This window comes from Leptospira ainazelensis (genome assembly GCF_016918785.1).
GTDB classification, from domain to species: Bacteria; Spirochaetota; Leptospiria; order Leptospirales; family Leptospiraceae; genus Leptospira; species Leptospira ainazelensis.
Genome location: NZ_JAFFPT010000072.1, coordinates 309835 through 325969 on the forward strand (window position 1 = coordinate 309835; position 16135 = coordinate 325969).

At 41.8% G+C, this 16135-nt stretch carries 15 protein-coding genes; 8 read left to right on the forward strand and 7 right to left on the reverse strand.

All coding sequences use genetic code 11. From position 1 onward, the window contains the following. Window positions 1–126: 126 nt before the first annotated feature. From JWG44_RS18120 to JWG44_RS18130, 3 genes are all read right to left on the reverse strand, one after another. Window positions 127–1749 (reverse strand): LA_3751/LA_3752 family putative glycosyltransferase, encoded by a 1623-nt coding sequence (locus JWG44_RS18120; protein ID WP_205276390.1) that lies wholly within the window; start codon window positions 1747–1749, stop codon window positions 127–129. 8 nt (window positions 1750–1757) lie between these two features. Next, entirely contained in the window at window positions 1758–3752 is a 1995-nt protein-coding gene (locus tag JWG44_RS18125) for an O-antigen ligase family protein (RefSeq protein ID WP_205276391.1), read from the reverse strand. A 108-nt stretch (window positions 3753–3860) separates the two neighbouring features. Beyond that, window positions 3861–5567, reverse strand: a complete 1707-nt coding sequence (locus JWG44_RS18130) for a hypothetical protein (RefSeq protein WP_205276392.1) — start codon at window positions 5565–5567, stop codon at window positions 3861–3863. Window positions 5568–5682: 115 nt separating this feature from the next. Between JWG44_RS18130 and JWG44_RS18135 the strand changes: the two genes are divergently transcribed. Then, window positions 5683–6966, forward strand: coding sequence for an EAL domain-containing protein (locus JWG44_RS18135; protein ID WP_205276393.1), 1284 nt, complete (start codon window positions 5683–5685; stop codon window positions 6964–6966). Window positions 6967–6993: 27 nt separating this feature from the next. Here the strand turns inward: JWG44_RS18135 and JWG44_RS18140 are convergent, their stop codons facing one another. After that, a complete protein-coding gene (locus JWG44_RS18140) occupies window positions 6994–8157 on the reverse strand; it encodes a DUF1577 domain-containing protein (RefSeq protein ID WP_205276394.1) in 1164 nt (387 codons plus the stop codon). 80 nt (window positions 8158–8237) lie between these two features. Here JWG44_RS18140 and guaB point away from each other — a divergent pair, with 80 nt between their 5' ends. Genes guaB through JWG44_RS18155 form a run of 3 tightly spaced genes read left to right on the forward strand, consistent with a single transcriptional unit; the run spans window position 8238 to window position 11252 of the window. Continuing rightward, window positions 8238–9764, forward strand: a complete 1527-nt coding sequence (gene guaB, locus JWG44_RS18145; RefSeq protein WP_205276395.1) for an IMP dehydrogenase — start codon at window positions 8238–8240, stop codon at window positions 9762–9764. 2 nt (window positions 9765–9766) lie between these two features. Next, window positions 9767–10552 carry an outer membrane lipoprotein-sorting protein gene (locus tag JWG44_RS18150; RefSeq protein WP_205276396.1) on the forward strand — a complete coding sequence of 262 codons (786 nt, stop codon included), beginning with the start codon at window positions 9767–9769 and terminating at the stop codon, window positions 10550–10552. Between the two features lie 10 nt (window positions 10553–10562). Next, window positions 10563–11252, forward strand: a complete 690-nt coding sequence (locus JWG44_RS18155; RefSeq protein WP_205276397.1) for a 16S rRNA (uracil(1498)-N(3))-methyltransferase — start codon at window positions 10563–10565, stop codon at window positions 11250–11252. On the opposite strand, the gene JWG44_RS18160 is transcribed toward JWG44_RS18155, so the two are convergent. Then, window positions 11242–11526 carry a hypothetical protein gene (locus JWG44_RS18160; RefSeq protein ID WP_205276398.1) on the reverse strand — a complete coding sequence of 95 codons (285 nt, stop codon included), beginning with the start codon at window positions 11524–11526 and terminating at the stop codon, window positions 11242–11244. The genes JWG44_RS18155 and JWG44_RS18160 overlap by 11 nt on opposite strands. 89 nt (window positions 11527–11615) lie before the next feature. Between JWG44_RS18160 and thiS the strand changes: the two genes are divergently transcribed. The 4 genes from thiS to JWG44_RS18180 all read left to right on the forward strand — a co-directional run bounded on the left by thiS (window position 11616) and on the right by JWG44_RS18180 (window position 13777). Beyond that, on the forward strand, window positions 11616–11816 hold the full coding sequence (gene thiS, locus JWG44_RS18165; protein WP_205276399.1) for a sulfur carrier protein ThiS: 201 nt from the start codon (window positions 11616–11618) through the stop codon (window positions 11814–11816). Further along, window positions 11809–12459: a thiamine phosphate synthase gene (locus JWG44_RS18170; RefSeq protein WP_332460808.1), complete on the forward strand. Its 651-nt coding sequence runs from the start codon at window positions 11809–11811 to the stop codon at window positions 12457–12459. The genes thiS and JWG44_RS18170 overlap by 8 nt, the downstream gene beginning before the upstream one ends. 44 nt (window positions 12460–12503) lie before the next feature. Next, window positions 12504–13349 carry a WecB/TagA/CpsF family glycosyltransferase gene (locus tag JWG44_RS18175; RefSeq protein WP_205276400.1) on the forward strand — a complete coding sequence of 282 codons (846 nt, stop codon included), beginning with the start codon at window positions 12504–12506 and terminating at the stop codon, window positions 13347–13349. Between the two features lie 116 nt (window positions 13350–13465). Continuing rightward, on the forward strand, window positions 13466–13777 hold the full coding sequence (locus tag JWG44_RS18180) for a hypothetical protein (protein WP_205276401.1): 312 nt from the start codon (window positions 13466–13468) through the stop codon (window positions 13775–13777). Between the two features lie 128 nt (window positions 13778–13905). On the opposite strand, the gene lysS is transcribed toward JWG44_RS18180, so the two are convergent. Both lysS and JWG44_RS18190 read right to left on the reverse strand, forming a co-directional pair. Continuing rightward, entirely contained in the window at window positions 13906–15402 is a 1497-nt protein-coding gene (gene lysS, locus JWG44_RS18185; RefSeq protein WP_205276402.1) for a lysine--tRNA ligase, read from the reverse strand. Window positions 15403–15409: 7 nt separating this feature from the next. Beyond that, a complete protein-coding gene (locus JWG44_RS18190; protein WP_205276403.1) occupies window positions 15410–16060 on the reverse strand; it encodes a hypothetical protein in 651 nt (216 codons plus the stop codon). Window positions 16061–16135 lie beyond the last annotated feature (75 nt).

The following is a 16135-nucleotide window of genomic DNA, read 5'->3' on the forward strand; positions in this document are numbered from 1 at the left end:
ATAATGGAACTGAAAAAATTTTAAAAAAAAGAATCCATTCTTCTCCGAAAGTAAACGCGAGTAAAAGTTCCTTTGAAGAATCTTGAAAGAACGTGAGCCGAATTCGAAAAAGAAGAGTAAAAATTCTTATCGTAGCGAATAAGTTTTTAAGGTAAAATCCAAAACTTTCTTTTGATCTTTTAAACTGTAAAATCGATTTGGATCCGGAAAACGAACAGCGATCTTTTCCCGGTATTGTTTTTCCGGAAGATTCGGATCCTTGGGAGGTTCGAGGCCGTATTCTAAAATTGAGTAGGATTCTATATTCTGTTTTTTTAAAATTTCTTCGAGATCAAAAGCGTCTTTCGAGTTTGTGACGGAAAGATGGATCGCTGTGAGATAAGAATAGCCGATTAAATAATTGGTGAACTGTCCTTTGTGGACTATGATCTTTCTCTTTTGAAATTCGGTTTGGATTTCATTGTAGGGTGTGACGGCGCCGAAAAGAATCTTAAATCCTTCTCTCGTGAACTTGTAATTGTAATACAAACTTACAAACGCCAAAAGGACGAGAATAATTCCCGCTTTTGGAAATTCTACGCTTCTCTGATATAAAAAGATAAGAATTCCCGCCGACAGAAAGATAAAACCCGATTCTAAATACCGCAAACCGAAATGATGAACGCCTGCGGTATAAGGACTTAAAAACGAGATGGAAAAGATTGTTCCGAGTCCAACGATTCCAAACAAGGATTCTCCGGTTATTTTTTTCTTCCGAACAAGATTGGATAAAATTCCTAAAATTAATACCGCATACGGCGCCGCTTTTAAAAGTCCGGTTTTTGTTTCGTCTCCGAAAAGATAACCCCGAAAAATGCCGACCTGTTTGGAAAGGGAAAATTGGCTGACTGCGTCTCCGGAACTCACGAGAAATCGAATTCCCATCGGATGGCCCGAATAGACAAAATTTAAAAATCCGATCGTTACAAAGGCAATACCTGCTCCGATCGCGGCAAAGAATAGATATTCTTTGATTTTTTTTCTGGTTTCATTCTGAAAAAAAGAAAGAAGTCCGAAAAGAAAGATCGGAAATGCGGATTCAGTTCTGAGAAAAAAAGCGGTGACTGCGAGAAGGCCGGTAACACATGAGAATATTCTAAAATTAGAATGTTCCGAATGTGTTTCCTCGACTATAGTATCTCTAAAAAGCGATCTTATCGCAAAAAATCCGAAGGAAAGAAGGAGAAGATTGTTTAAAGGAACCTCTGAAAATTCTTCCGAAGATAGGACCGGAAAACTGAGAGCAAACGGAATTAAGGTTCCGATTAAAATTACCCAAGACGGTTTTATATAAAGGGAAAGAATAAGATCGAAAACGATCATACAAACAAACAGACAAAGAAGTGGTAAAAAAGTGATGATCTTAGGACCGAAAATATAAGCGGGAAGGCCGTTTACCAAGGCAAAAAGCGGAGGATATTGAAATAAACAATGTCCTTTCGAGTTCACTTTGAGAAATGCCCACGGATAATCGAAAGGGAAAAAACGAAACTCGGGATCGAGGTTTTTTCCGGGATAGGCGCATTCTGATTTTGAAATCGCCTCCAATCCGTTTTGGGCAAATGCTATCGTCTGATAGTATTTGATTTCGGAATCGCTCGAAACAAATGGAATCACACGATCCAGTTTAGAACGATTGAATATTAGAAATCCAAAAATAAGAAAATAGATCGAATATCGAAAGTAGCGTTGGGTCAGTCGGTTTAACATTTTGGGGTTTATTCCGTAAAAATGATGTGGAACGGATCCGTCTTTTTTGCTTCTTCGATTTCCTTTCGTATATCCAAAAGCGGATCGTTTTTTCTAAGAAGGTCCGCCTTTTCTTTTCTGCAAACGGAAGAATACGGATTTCGACGGATACATCTTGAAAGTAGCGACAAGGAGAGAGGTTCGTATTCCTTTTTTTTTCTCAGAATAAAGGACGCCAAAACAAGGCTTTCCTCGGAACGAATCCATTTTTCGTTTTTGGCGATTTCTTCCATCGGATAGGAAACTTTTTTTCGATTTCCTAAGACGTTTTTCTCTTTGTATATTAGGAAATTATCAAGTTCGATCTCGTTCTGAACGGATGCGAGGATCAGGTTTCTCAGTCTTTGTTCCCAAATCAACTGAAAACAAACCAAACCAATCGCGAGCAAAGCCCCGTAGAAAGAGAGCTGAAAAAAACGTTTTTCAGTTTGAATCGTTCCGTTTTTAAGACCGTCCCTGATCCGTAACAAGGAAACGCAGAGAGCGCCGGGTATTAGAAAGTGTTGTTCCCCAAGATTAAAATCGAAAAATTCGTGAAAGGCGACAAAGACAAGAATACAGGAGATAAACGTTCCTAAATTCTCAATCGCGCGACTTTTGGAACTCAACATTTTCCAGGAAAGATAGGCAAGATGAAAAGACGTCCAAAGAAAAACGATCGATCCTATAATTCCGAAACTAGTGTAAGCCTCGACGTAGAGATTATGAGCCTGTGGATAAGAACGAAACGAATGTAAAAAAAGATAAAAATCCGAGTAACCAACGGTTGTCGATTGAACGCCCGGAAGATGTGCAAGAAGAGAATCCGCATCCGGACCAAGTCCGAAAAAAGGCGCGTTTTGAAACACCGATTGAAAATGAAATGTCCAGAGAGAAAAACGAATCCAAAGAGTTTCCGGACTTAAATAGTGTGTGAGCGATTCTTTTGCGACAAAAAAATAGATTCCCAAACCGATGAGTAAAAAACCGAAAACGGTGGGCAAGACTACCTTCGTAAAAGACTTCCTTTTTCCCAAACGTAAAAGAATAAAACAAATCCCCGCAAAAAGAAAGGCCAGCATACTCGCTCTCGAATGGTTCAAAAAAGTAAGATAGATCGATAGGATCCCGCCGGGAACGAGAAGCCAAGAATAGGAAGGAAACTGGGAAGCGGCGTATAAGACGACGAGTCCGGTCAAAGCCGAAATCACCGCAATCGCCGAAACGGGAAAACCCGCATAAGTCAATAGAAGAGGAGGTTCCAAAATCGAAAAAGGCCACATCGTATGAATCGCTGAAAAAAGATTTACGGTGTTTAAGAGAAGATCAAAGGAAAGAATCAAAAGAAGACCCTTTTTGATCGCTCGGCTTGGGTATGCGGAGATTAGAAAGAAAATTCCGATCCCCGAAAGGAGAAGAGAAAGTTGTAAGAATCCGGCCTGGGATTTGTAAGAGAAATACGCCGAAATCAAAACCAAGAGAAAAAAGGAAGAAAGAATCCAGTGAATCCTTTGAAAACGAATTCGTTTCGGAACTAGATACAAAAACGAGGCCAACACAAAGATCAAAACCGGAATCGATTTGATGCTGGAAAAAAGAGGCGGAGACGAAGCAAACGCGATCGTGTGAATAAAAAGAAAGATCGGAGGAACGTTTTTTAAAAAAAGAAAAATGGAAAACGAAAACGCCGCGACATACAGAAGTTTCAGATTTAATTTTTGGGGAAAGTAAACAACCGGCGCTCGATTGATCCCGTTGATCGTGGAAATTCCTATGAGAAAAAGACAGGCAAGAAAAAAGAAAGGATGAATTCGGTTTAATTTTTTCTTCCAGGCGATCGCAAAACAAACGCTCCAAACGAAGAGGGTGAACACCAAAGTGTCTCTCGAAAGAGCCGGATTGGAAGGATCAAAAAAAAACAAAAAGCCGAAGCAAAAACAAAGAAGGATGAGCGGTAAAATTTTTAAATTGAGAAACTGACTCATTTAAGTTCTTGTTTGGTCAATGAACGGAAGATATATGCAGACTATCTTCGATCCCCGTTTTTAGCAATCAAGATTCTCCCGATTGAAAAAGACCGATTTTGTAAAAAATCACAAATTCTTTCGATACCAATCTTGTCTATTTTTATCTTTCGAATTTTGGAAGTAGTATTCCTCAAAAATCTGATACTTCTCTTTTCGAAGATTTGGGGATAGTAAACGGTAAGTCTTTTGATAGCGGTCGAGATAATTTTCAAAACGTAAAAAGGAGAAGGAAGGAATTTTTCCAAGTTCATTCATCGTCGACGGGGAATAGTTTAGAATTTTCCAAGTCACACCAAGATCTTCAACCTTTAACGAATCGAAGTCATTGGTATAAATCTCCGAATTGGTAAAAAGAAGAAGTTGTATGTTTCTTTTTTTTAAATATTCTAAAGAAACCGGTTTTTCGTGTCCGATTCTTCCTCGTTTTTTAGATTGTAGTCGAGCGATAAACGGATCGGTAAGTCCTGCTTCCGTTTCAATCGCCAAAACCGGGTTGAGATAATAGATAAAGATACATTCCGACCCCGCAAAAGCGACTTTTACTTGGGAAGTTTCAAAGTGTTTTTTCCAGGGAGAAATCAGGTTTTTGACCCTTTCGGTAGTTTCCCTTTTGTAGATTTGGTTTTCATCCGCGACGTTGAACAAAATGGGAAGAGGTTCGCCTTTGTAAACGTCCCAGCGGAGAAGGATGAAAATCGGAAGAAGATAAACGGCGCTGTTCCAAAATTTTCTTAGGAAAGAATTTTCAAACTTCTCGGAGAAAAGACCGGATTCCACCCAAACAAAGACTAAGGGAAGAATCGGGAGATAAAATCGGGAGAACATAAAATCTCCGCCGATCCAAGTATAATACGCGGCATACAAAGAGGGGAATAAAAAGAGCAGAATCCAACGGTAGTCGCGAATCGGATTTGTTTTACGAAATCGTTTTTGTAAAGTTCGGACAAAAAGAAAAAGGGAAATGCCGAATATTGGAACCAAGGCGTAATACATTTTCAAAAATAGAAAAAAATAAACAAGTCCTTGCGCGAGATAAAAATCGCCTCCCGATTTGGCGTAAAACGTATTCGGCAACAGATTTCCGTAATATTCCAATTTCCATATATAAAACAGTGAAGGGCTCGCGAAAACGAAAAGAAGAAATGTGAAAGAACTCCGACACACCACGTTCTTCCAGGAAGAATTTCGATTTTCCTGAAATATCGTTAAACAAACGTAAACCCCGGCTAATGTATGAAATAAAAGTCCGTCCGGACGGTTGAGACAACTCAAAGCCGATAGAAGAATTCCGGGAACCCAATCGTAAAACGTTACTCTTCTTGCAAAGATCAGATGATAGGAAGCCGTCAGGAACAAAAGACCGTGCAAAGAAGTTTCGAGACCTCCTGTGGCAAAAACGCGGTTGTGATAGAGGAGAATAAAACAGGAAAGGGCGAATGGAAACCGAAACAACGGGGAAGAATTTTTGAAATTCCATCTTAATAAATAGATACAAATACCAAAAAAGGAAAGAATTCCCAAGACATAGGTAACAACTATAGGATCGATCTTTTCAAAAAGGTGAGAGAAGGAGAGAAGAAGGGTCCATAGAAAATTTGTATAACCTTCGACTTTCTCCCCTTCGTTAAAAACCAAACCTTTTCCTTCGGCGAGATTCTTCGCATAACGTAAGGAAATGAACGCGTCATCCGAAATCCAACGCATTTGATAGGCGGAGTAGAGACCGAATAAAATCAGCAGAATGCTGAATGTGAAATACAAAATGCGTTTCAAAGTTACATCCCTTTACCGAATCGAGTTTTTGGAAACGGTCCTAATATACTCATGTTTTTTTATACGGGTCGGATTTTCCTTGTAGGAATGGGAGAGGCGAAAAACCTGTAACTGAATGATCAGGCCACTTGGCACGCTTCCGAAGACGAAAGTAGAATGGGATAATTGGTTCCAGTCCGGGGAGATCATTCCTTATTTTCAACCGATCCTTTCCGTGGAAAGGGATTCTATCTTCGGATATGAAACCTTGGGAAGGTTTAGGGATCAATCCGGAAATGTTCATTCTCTCGGTCCGTTTTTTTTGGACGCAGAAACCGGAGTTCTGGATCCTCAGGAACGGAAAGAAATTTACAATCTCAAAAGGGAAGTGGATCGAGATCTTCGAAAGAAGGCGATCCTACATCTTCTCAAAAAACAACATCTGTTTCCGGACGCCAAACTTTTTCTCAATATTTCTCCGGCTTATATGAGGGATCATATCGAAGAGGAAACGGAGGATTCTTTTACGATTCGTCTCGTAAAGGAACTCGGTTTGGATCCTTCCAAAATCGTAATCGAAATCGTGGAAGAACATTTTGACGGAAGTCTGGAAAGTCTTCGGCCTCTGATTTCTCGTTACAAGAAGGAAGGTTTTTTGGTTGCGATCGACGATCTCGGTTCTCGTTCTTCCAATTTGGATCGGATCGGAATCTTTCATCCCGACATCTTGAAAGTGGATCTTCAGATGTTAAGAAATTCAGTGACCTCCAGAAATTTTCAGGAAATTCTTTTCACGATCTCCCGTCTTTCGGAATCGTTAGGTTGTTCTCTTCTTTTCGAAGGAATCGAAAACGAAAAAGAACTCTTTCAATCTCTTACCTACAGCGCTCGTTTTTTACAGGGATTCTACTTTGCGGAAGCTCTTCCCGATATGATCGGGCAAGAAGAATTAAAGCTCAGATTCTCCACCTTGCACGAACTCTTTTTTAATTATAAACGTTATCAGTTGATGAAGCAGATCAAACGAGAGAATGAACTGGAAGAAAAACTGAATCTTTCCGGAATCACGGTCCATGAAGAAGGGGATCTGCACGGGGTTCAGATTCAGAATCCGAGCGTTCTCAGCGATTTCGTTTTTAGAATCTACGTCACAAGTCTGATCGGAAGTCAGGTTTCTCCCAATTATATGAGAATCGGAGAAGTGTCGATGGATACCGACGATTCCTTTATCGGAAGAAATTGGAGTTGGAGACCGTATTTTCTGGAACAGTTCTACAAATCGATGAAAGATACGCGAGCGGAATGGATCATCAGCAATCCATACTACGATATCAGTTACGGTATTCTTTTGATCACCTACAGCAAACGTCTTCCGGACGGGCACGTCCTTTTTGTGGACGTGCAAGTTCCTGAATATTAGAAAATTTTAAAATTTCTCTTCAACGACTCAGGCCTGAGCTTGGTTGGCTTCCGCAAGAAGACGATTGACGTTGTCGATGTATTTTTTTCTTTCACCGGGGCGGGACGAGTTCCCTTCGATCGAAAGACCGACGAATAAATTCCCATCGGGATCCTTTGTCACCGATCGAATCACGCCGAAAGCGGTGAGGGGGGCCTGCATTTTAAAAAAGATATCGAACGTAAATCCCGCTCTTTTTGTGAGGTCTTGGTTGAGATCGGGATGGTTGATCTTGGCTTTTAACCCTCCCGTAGAAATGTTGACGATCGGAAATCTTTCTTTTACCAGAACCGTGTTCGATTCCCGGATGCGGTCCACCATTTCAAAGGTTAGGGTTTTTATTTCCATCACGTCCAGGATGTCGATCGCTCGGTTTCGGTTCTGAGCGTGGACGTAGCCGATCGGGATCGCTTGTTCCTCGTGGTTGAGATAAATCACGGGAACGATCAGTTCGGAGCGGATCTTTTGGTTGGCATACTCGATGATCTTTTTACGGATATCGTCCTTGTCTCCGATTTCGGCTTCGTAGTCGATAAAACCTTCCCGATCAAAAGGCGCATAACTTGCAGGCTTTTGTGTATCCGGAATAAAAAGGATCTTCCGGGTTTTTTTGACCATATCGAACTTGTCTCCGATAGTGCTAAAAACGTCGATTTTAAGAATGTCGAATTTCGACTTTAACTTTGTTTCATAGTCCGCAAAGTTGACTTTGACCGAAGTCGGAATGTTAAAAAGATTTGCGTCGATCGTCGTTTTGCTCGTGCGGATATTTGTGATCCAAACGGCGCCTTCCTGAGGAGCGATTCGATTGAGACTTCGCTCCTTGCTCGCGATCGAAATATCGGATACGGCAAGAATCAACTGGTTTCCCGGTTTTTCATCCAATACTTCACACTCCAATTCCACATATTTTGCGAGGAGTTTTGTAAGTGTTACATGACTGTTGAGCGGAAACGCATTTGGTGTTCGGGTTTGTATAAGAATTTTTGTGGCGTCTTTGGAAACCTGCAAAATTTTAACGATCTGTTTTACGACGCCCGGAGACTGCGCGACGATGTCCGTTTTAACGAGAAATTTCGAAATAATGTGAAACTTTTTTGCAGGGTCCGCGACCCTTTCTTTATCTCTTTTTTTTCTCTGAATGGTTTCCATAGTTTTTCAAAGCAAAGGAGGGGAAATTCTCTTGATCTCAGTTCTCTGTTTACCTTTTATGTACTAGGTAAGGAATAAGAATGTCAAACCAAACTTACCGCGACTCCGAATATTTAGACGGACTATCCGGAGACGAACTTTTCAGTCTTCAGATCGGCCTAACCTACAGAGATTTTCTCGTCCTCCCTGGATTTATCGACTTCCATCCCTCCGAAGTTGAGCTTGAAACCAGACTGACTCGAAATATAAAACTAAAACGACCTTTTATAAGTTCACCGATGGATACAGTAACCGAATCTGCGATGGCCATCGCGCAGGCGTTGATGGGCGGAATCGGAATCGTTCATTACAACAACACGATCGAAGAGCAGGTTGCTCTTGTAGAGAAAGTAAAACGTTTTGAAAACGGATTCATCACAGATCCCGTGATCCTCGGACCAAAGAACGTAATCAAAGATTTGGATTGGATCAAAGAACACAAAGGTTTCACTGGAATCCCAGTCACCGAAGACGGAACCAGAAATTCTAAACTTGTAGGAATTGTTACCAACAGAGATATCGATTTTGAAAAGAACAGAGACATCACACTCGATAAAGTGATGACCACAAATGTGATCACCGGCAAAGCGGGTATCACTTTACAAGAAGCGAATGATATCATCAAAAAATCAAAGATCGGAAAGTTGCCGATTTTGGATTCCAATGGAAAGTTGGTGTCACTTGTAAGTCGATCCGACTTAAAGAAGAACAAAGAATTTCCGGATGCCTCAAAAGACGAAAGTAAAAGACTTCGTTGTGGGGCTGCGGTATCGACGTTGATGGAATCGAGAGAAAGAGTCGCGGCTCTTTACGAAGCTGGAGTCGATGTGATCATCATCGATTCGGCGCAGGGAAATTCGAACTATCAAATCGAGATGATTCAGTTTATCAAAAAAGAATTTAAGAATTTGGACGTGATCGCGGGAAACGTAGTGACACGTGGACAAGCCGAAAATCTTATCCAAGCGGGCGCCGACGGTCTTCGGATCGGAATGGGTCCGGGGTCCATTTGTATCACTCAGGATACGATGGCCGTAGGAAGAGCCCAGGCTACTGCCGTCTTCCAGACCGCGAAACATGCCGCAAAATATGACGTTCCTGTCATTGCGGACGGCGGAATCTCAAATATCGGAGATATCGCGAACTCCCTTGCGATCGGCGCGTCTACCTGTATGATGGGATTTATGTTTGCAGGAACCACCGAAGCTCCCGGAGAGTATTTTTATGAGAATGGAATCCGTCTCAAAAAATACCGAGGAATGGCGTCGATCGAGGCCATGAAAGCCGGCGGGGACAAACGTTATTTTAACGAAGGCCAAAAGGTAAAAGTGGCCCAGGGTGTGAGCGGATCGGTAGTGGATCGCGGGTCCATTCTCAACTTTATTCCTTATTTATCCCAGGGGCTCAGACTTTCTTTCCAAGACATGGGATACAAATCCATTCCTGAAATTCATAAAGCGCTAAGAAACGGAGCGATTCGTTTTGAAAGACGATCCGAATCCGCGCAGGCGCAGGGATCAGTTCATGGGCTTTATTCTTTCAGCGCGCCCACGATGAGGGCGGAGTAAGTTTGATTCGGATTCTTGCGTTGCTCATAAGTTTTTTGGCGTTTACCGTTCCTAGCCAAGAAACAAACCCGCAAGGATCCGCCGGTCCGAGAGTCGCGCAGGAATTGGTAGCGCGACTCGATCAAGCCTTGGTAAAGTCGAACCAAGGATTGATCAAAGGAAACCTAATTCTTATCCGAAGATCCGGAGAAACCTGGAGCTGGGACGTAAATATCTTTCGAAAGGACGAGGACACACTTTATCTTTTTGAAAGCAGGGGACGGGGATTGGAATACAAAATTCTCATCAAAGACGAAGGCGAGCAGATCTACGCCTTCAACGTGTTTTCGAAAAAGATCTTTCGAAAAGTGGACGAGGAAAAATACGAACAACATCTTTCCACCGGTTTTAGTTTTATGGATCTCTCCGGAGTTTCCTATCAGGCCAACTACAACCCGATCGTACAGAGCGATCTAAAAACTTCGGATCATTCTTTTAAGAGGGTGTCTCTCAAACCCATCATTCCTTATTTTTATTCCAAACTCATTCTTTTGTTGGATTTGGATTCTCTCAAACCCACACGTCTCGATTTTCACGACAAAGACGGGGTTCTTTTTAAGACGATGAATATCAAATACGGGCCCGTAAAAGTAAAACAAAACCAAAAAATCGGAAAAGAAGAACTTGCGAATCGATTGGAAATGTTGGATTTAAATACCGGGTCCATCAGCGTATTAGAATATACTGAAATAGATAAGGAAGTAAAGCCGGACGCTTCCTTGTTCGAACTCGCAAATTTAAACAGATAGGAATTTCGTTTTGGAAGAAACGATATTATTTCGAAGAGGCTGGGATCCTGAAAGGGAATTTTTTTTAACTCGGGAAGATATTTCTCATCTCAAAGCGCTTCGGATTTATTCCGAAAAAAAACTTCTTCGCGTTTTGAACGGAATCGGATCCGAGTGGATCTATGAGGTCGAGTCCAACACAAACCGCGGAATTCTCAAAGAAACAAAAACACATTCGAAACTGGACGGAATTTCCGGAATAGCGACCGCGATCCCGAAAGGAAATCGTCTGGAATGGCTTTTGCAAAAGGGAACCGAACTTGGTCTTACTCATTTTTATTTTCTAAACTTCGAACAATCTGATCGAAAGGACTTTAGTTTAGAAAGAGCTCGGAAGATCACGGAAGAGGCGGCCGCTCAATCCAAAAGAATCTTTCTTCCGGAAGTGTTATCCCCGGTTTCCCTCAAGGATTTTCTTAAAACACCCCGAGACAAAGTTCATTCTTATTATCTTATGGATCCGAGGGGGGAATTGAAATTGGAACCCGAATACTTTCGGAATTCGATATGGATTATCGGACCCGAAGGAGGATTTCGAGAAAAGGAAACCGATCTTTTAAAAGAGAAGGACGTTTTGGGCGTAAGAGCAGGAGATTCGATTTTGAGAATCGAGACCGCCGGAATTTTTGCGGCCTCGCTATTTCGATACTTTACTTGTTGAGAGCGCTGTATTGCAGAAACAAACTCACGATATTGCAGTTTGTAGTACAAGCGCTTGTGCATGTGTTGAGATTTTGCAGATTGGCGCTGGTTGCCGTCGCACCCCAACGTTCCGCACACACGGCGTTGCAGGAATCGATCGTTCCACCCGGACCACAAGCGAGGATATAATTGAAAACGGCCTTATCGGTGGTTTCATCTTTTCTGGAATTACAACCACTTAGAACAAGGAAGAACAGAAGGAAAATAAAAAAGATCGAAGACAGTTTCTTCATACGGTTAGGTTCCCTACCAAGGAATTCCTCGTAAATCAAAAAAGATTGGACAGAGACGGAAACCGACGCAAACTTTTTTTGTTGTCCTTATGAAAGTGAACGGAAAAAAACTTCCCCTTTCCGAATTGAAATCGTCCCAAATTTCAGATTTATTAGAATACCTAAAGATTAAACCGGAGATGGTCGCGATCCAAAGAAATGGAATGATTCTTAAGAGAGAGTTTTGGAATCAAACTGAATTATTGGAAGAAGACCAACTCGAAATTCTAAGGTTTGTCGGCGGTGGTTGATCGTAACGTTTGGAAGAATTCAGGTTTGTATCCGATTTTGGATTTAGACTTTTGCAAAAAGAAAAATCTGAACTTTTTTGAACTTCCGAAACTTTGGATGGAATATCCGGATCTTGTTCCTTGGATTCAGATTCGGGCGAAGAATATAAACTCCGAAGAATTGGATTCTCTCGTAAAAACTCTATTAGATAAATATCCTTCGATTCCGTGGATTTTAAACGACTATTGGAAGGACGCGATCCGGCTGGATTGTTTTGGGGCCCATGTTGGAAAGGAAGATTACGAATCTTTGAACGAAGAGGAAAAAGTATCTCTTCGAGAATCGAATTTATTTTTAGGAACCTCGTCTCATACCGTGGAAGAAGTGCAGGCGTTGGATTCTTCTTTTTGGAATTATACCGGCCTGGGCCCGATCTTCGCAACGGAAAATAAAGAAGACGCCAAAGCCGCAGTGGGGCTTCAAACTTTGGGGAAACTTTCTCAGACCGTCTCTCTACCGGTAACTTTGATCGGAGGAATCCAAGTGTCCAATTTGGATTCGATTTTAGAACAGGGTTCCTTCTTACTCTCCAGCATTTCCATGGTTTGTTTGGAGGAAGAATTTCGAGCTGCGGCTGAAAAAATCCGCGCTGGAAAGCGGTAACTTTCAATTGACTCTGAACTTATGTCGTATAGGATGCCTTTAGGATGAAAAAGCCTGGTGAAATCATACACCTCTCCGCGAAAGACGATCGGGATTACCTCCTGGATTACCAAGTCATTCAGACGGAAACATTAGGAAAAACGGATATTCTCGGGGTTCCCTTTGATAACGTCTCCCAAGACGAGGCCGTTGCGAAGATCTACCGTTTATTAGAAGAAAAAGAAAGATTTCATCACGTTCTCTTTTTGGATCCGATCAAGATCATGTCGGTAAGAAAGGGGAAAAAACTTCATAGGATCACGGAAAAAGCGACCTTGATTCTTGCGGAAGGGGCGGGTCTACAGTGGGCAGCGACCAGGCTCGGAAAAAATCTCAAGGAAAGAATTTCTCCCATCGCGTTGATGATGGACTTGGTTCGTCTTTGCGAACTCAGAAATTATTCTATCTTTATGCTCGGCGGAAAAGAGGACGTAATCGAAAAAGTTTACTTTACACTTTCCAGACATTTTCCGGGTGTAAGAATCGTAGGACGTCACGCGGGTTATATGAATCCGCAGAGAGAATTGATGGTCAAGGAATCGATTCGTAAAACGAGTCCGAATATTATCTTTCTTGCAATGGATTTTCCGGAACAGGAAATCTGGATCGAAAACAACACAGCATTTTTCGGTCATTCCGTGATCATCGGAGTGAGCGGCTCGCTCGACATTCTTTCCGGAAAAGTAAGAAAAGCTCCGAACTTTTTCAAACTTAGAGGACTGATCTGGGTCTGGAGAATTATCAGTAAACCTTGGAGATTGTTTCGTCTTTTTAGAATGTTTCAGTTTTTTACGGTAGTGTTCTTTAAATCTCTCTTTCGTAAAAAATCCTCGGATCATTTGATTTCATAATCATACGATCGATGCGTCGCGTTTCTTGTCGGAAAATTGAGATTCCGTATATTCTTTTTTTTTAATATTTTTTTAAAATGCTTGCGGATTCGTGTTTTCAAAGTAAAATTTCTGCTATGACTGATTATAGCTTTCTAACTTTATTTTTAACTACCCTATTAGGTTTTGGTTCACTTTTCGGTTTTTTACATTTGGTTTGGAAACAGCTTTTTTCCCAGTTGGACGAATCCAAAAAGGAGATAAAGTCCGATCTTTTGCACTTAAGAAACGAGTTGAAAACGGACTTCAGGTCTGAAATCCACCGAGCAGAATCTCGCTTGGATCGTTCGATTTCCAATCTTGGAGAAAGAATCGATATTTTAGTGGATCACTTTGCGCTCCGACTCGTAACCGAAACCCCTAAAAAGAGAAGACGACTTCAGGGGTAACATCTTTCAGATAATGACTAAACCGGCGAATCGATCCTAAAAAAGAAAAGCTCTTGGAATTCTTCAGGAGCTTTTTTGCGTATGAATCAGACCCGAAGACAAAATCGGTTTTAAACGTTTTGGTCCGTTTATTCGGGCCGCATCAAAGGAAATAAAATCGTATCTCGAATCGAATGTGAGTTTGTAAGAAGCATTACCAAACGATCGATTCCGATTCCAAGTCCTCCGGTCGGAGGCATTCCGTATTCCAAAGCTCGAATATAATCATCGTCCATCATAAAAGCTTCGTCGTCTCCGGCTTCTCTTTGTTTTACTTGTTCTTCGAATCTCTCTTTTTGATCAAAAGGATCGTTCAATTCTGTAAACGCGTTTCCGATTTCTCTTCCCGCTACGTAAGGTTCGAAACGTTCCACAAAACCGGGTTTTTCCGGATTGGATTTTGCAAGAGGGGAAAGTTCGGTCGGGTAGTCCGTGATAAAAACGGGTTGGATGAGGTTCGGTTCGGCCTTATCGGAAAAAACTTCGTCCGCGACTTTCCAGATACTCTGGCATTTGGAAACGTCGACTTTTAACTCGGATGCCTTCTTCTTAGCTTCTTCCAACGTCGTAATCAGGCTAAAATCGATTCCGCTGTATTCTTTGATGATATCTACGTAAGTAACTCTTCTCCAAGGCGGAGAAAGATCGATCAAGTCCTTTCCGTATTGAATCTTTAAGGTTCCACAGATTTTTTGCGCCAGATACGTGATCAACCTTTCGGTAAGATCCAACATCGAAGCCATGTCTCCAAAAGCCATATAGGCTTCCAACATCGTAAATTCAGGATTGTGTTTTGTGGAAATCCCTTCGTTTCTAAAATTTCGGTTGAGTTCGAAAACACGATCCATTCCTCCTACGATGAGTCGTTTGAGATAGAGTTCCGGCGCAATTCTTAAAAATAACTGCATATCGAGAGTATTGTGATGTGTAACAAAGGGTCTTGCCGCGGCGCCCCCCGCGATCGGCTGCATCATCGGTGTTTCCACTTCTAAAAAACCTTCGTTTGTGAGAAAACTTCTGATTTCGGAGACGATTCTGCTTCGTGTGATAAAGGTTTCCCTTACCGCGTCGTTGACGACCAAGTCCACATAACGCATTCTATATCTTTGTTCGACGTCGGCGAATGCGTCGTAGATAACCCCGTCCTTTTCCTTTACGACGGGAAGGGGACGAATACATTTTGCAAGCAATTGAACGCCTGTTAGGTGTAAGGTGATTTCCCCTTTTTGAGTCGTAAAAAGATAACCTTCCAGTCCGATAATATCTCCCAAGTCCAAGGATTTGAAAATCGAATACGTCGTTTCCCCGAGATCGTCTCTTGTGGCATAGAGTTGAATGATCCCCGCGCTATCTTTGAGATGTGCAAAACTCGCTTTTCCCATCACTCTTTTGGAATGAAGTCTTCCACCGAGTTTGTAGATCGTTTCGGTTCCGGTCGGAGTTTTTTCGTATCTTTCTACGATGTCTTTAGATTTAGAATCGGGGAAAAAGCGAACCGGATAAGGATTGATTCCTTGTTTTTTTAATTCTTCGATTTTCTGAATTCTTTGCTGAATGAGCTCGTTTGATTCTTTTGCGTCTAACATTACGATTCTATTTTCCTGGGAGTATTTGATAAAACGTTCTGGCTAAGTTTGTAAAAACGAGTTCAAATCCTTCTTCGGTCAAAAACCAATTGGAAAGACTCGTCCGATCTGCAAGAGGAACGATATGGACTTTGAGTCCGGCCGGTCCTAATACGGATTCGTAAATTTTTTGATTGAGCGCCGACTCGAATCTTTTGGAAAGAATGAGGATATTCTTGAGTTGCCGGTCCAGACAGATTTTCAAAAGGGACTTTGAAAAATTCTTTGCACCCGCCGGATAAGGTTCGAGTTTATAGATGAGAATTTTGGATTCTTCCACGCCCAATCCCACGAGAGAATTTTGAATCTCTTGAGTGAGATCGAGCCCGATTCCTAAATCGGAATTCGGAGTCGCCGGTGAATAGAGAATGATGATCATTCCGGCGTATCCTTTTTTGAAACCGTCCGCTGCGTTTTTTAAAATATCCCTGGGAAGCGTTTCTTTTACTTCCAAAACGAGCGCGTCGCTTTTTGGAAACGGACTGTCTTTGATCAAAAAAAGCGGAGAAAGAAAGACCAATCCTAAGATCAGAATCAAACAGAGGAAAAATCCGGAAAGGAATAACCGCGTTTTGTACAAAACTTCCTGTACGGATACCGGTCCTGGATTTGCAGACATATAGAACGAGAGTTTTTCCCAGGAACCAAATTACAAGAGGAATTTAGAGGCGCTCAAGTCGCCGTTTCGAGGATT

Excerpts from the sequence above, each read along its gene's own strand:
- JWG44_RS18125 (WP_205276391.1), bottom strand. The coding sequence starts at position 3,752 with ATGAGTCAGTTTCTCAATTTAAAAATTTTACCGCTCATCCTTCTTTGT.
- thiS (WP_205276399.1), top strand. The coding sequence starts at position 11,616 with ATGAAAGTGAACGGAAAAAAACTTCCCCTTTCCGAATTGAAATCGTCC.
- JWG44_RS18180 (WP_205276401.1), top strand. The coding sequence starts at position 13,466 with ATGACTGATTATAGCTTTCTAACTTTATTTTTAACTACCCTATTAGGT.
- JWG44_RS18175 (WP_205276400.1), top strand. The coding sequence starts at position 12,504 with ATGAAAAAGCCTGGTGAAATCATACACCTCTCCGCGAAAGACGATCGG.
- JWG44_RS18160 (WP_205276398.1), bottom strand. The coding sequence starts at position 11,526 with ATGAAGAAACTGTCTTCGATCTTTTTTATTTTCCTTCTGTTCTTCCTT.
- JWG44_RS18135 (WP_205276393.1), top strand. The coding sequence starts at position 5,683 with ATGATCAGGCCACTTGGCACGCTTCCGAAGACGAAAGTAGAATGGGAT.
- guaB (WP_205276395.1), top strand. The coding sequence starts at position 8,238 with ATGTCAAACCAAACTTACCGCGACTCCGAATATTTAGACGGACTATCC.
- JWG44_RS18120 (WP_205276390.1), bottom strand. The coding sequence starts at position 1,749 with ATGTTAAACCGACTGACCCAACGCTACTTTCGATATTCGATCTATTTT.
- JWG44_RS18140 (WP_205276394.1), bottom strand. The coding sequence starts at position 8,157 with ATGGAAACCATTCAGAGAAAAAAAAGAGATAAAGAAAGGGTCGCGGAC.
- JWG44_RS18190 (WP_205276403.1), bottom strand. The coding sequence starts at position 16,060 with ATGTCTGCAAATCCAGGACCGGTATCCGTACAGGAAGTTTTGTACAAA.
- lysS (WP_205276402.1), bottom strand. The coding sequence starts at position 15,402 with ATGTTAGACGCAAAAGAATCAAACGAGCTCATTCAGCAAAGAATTCAG.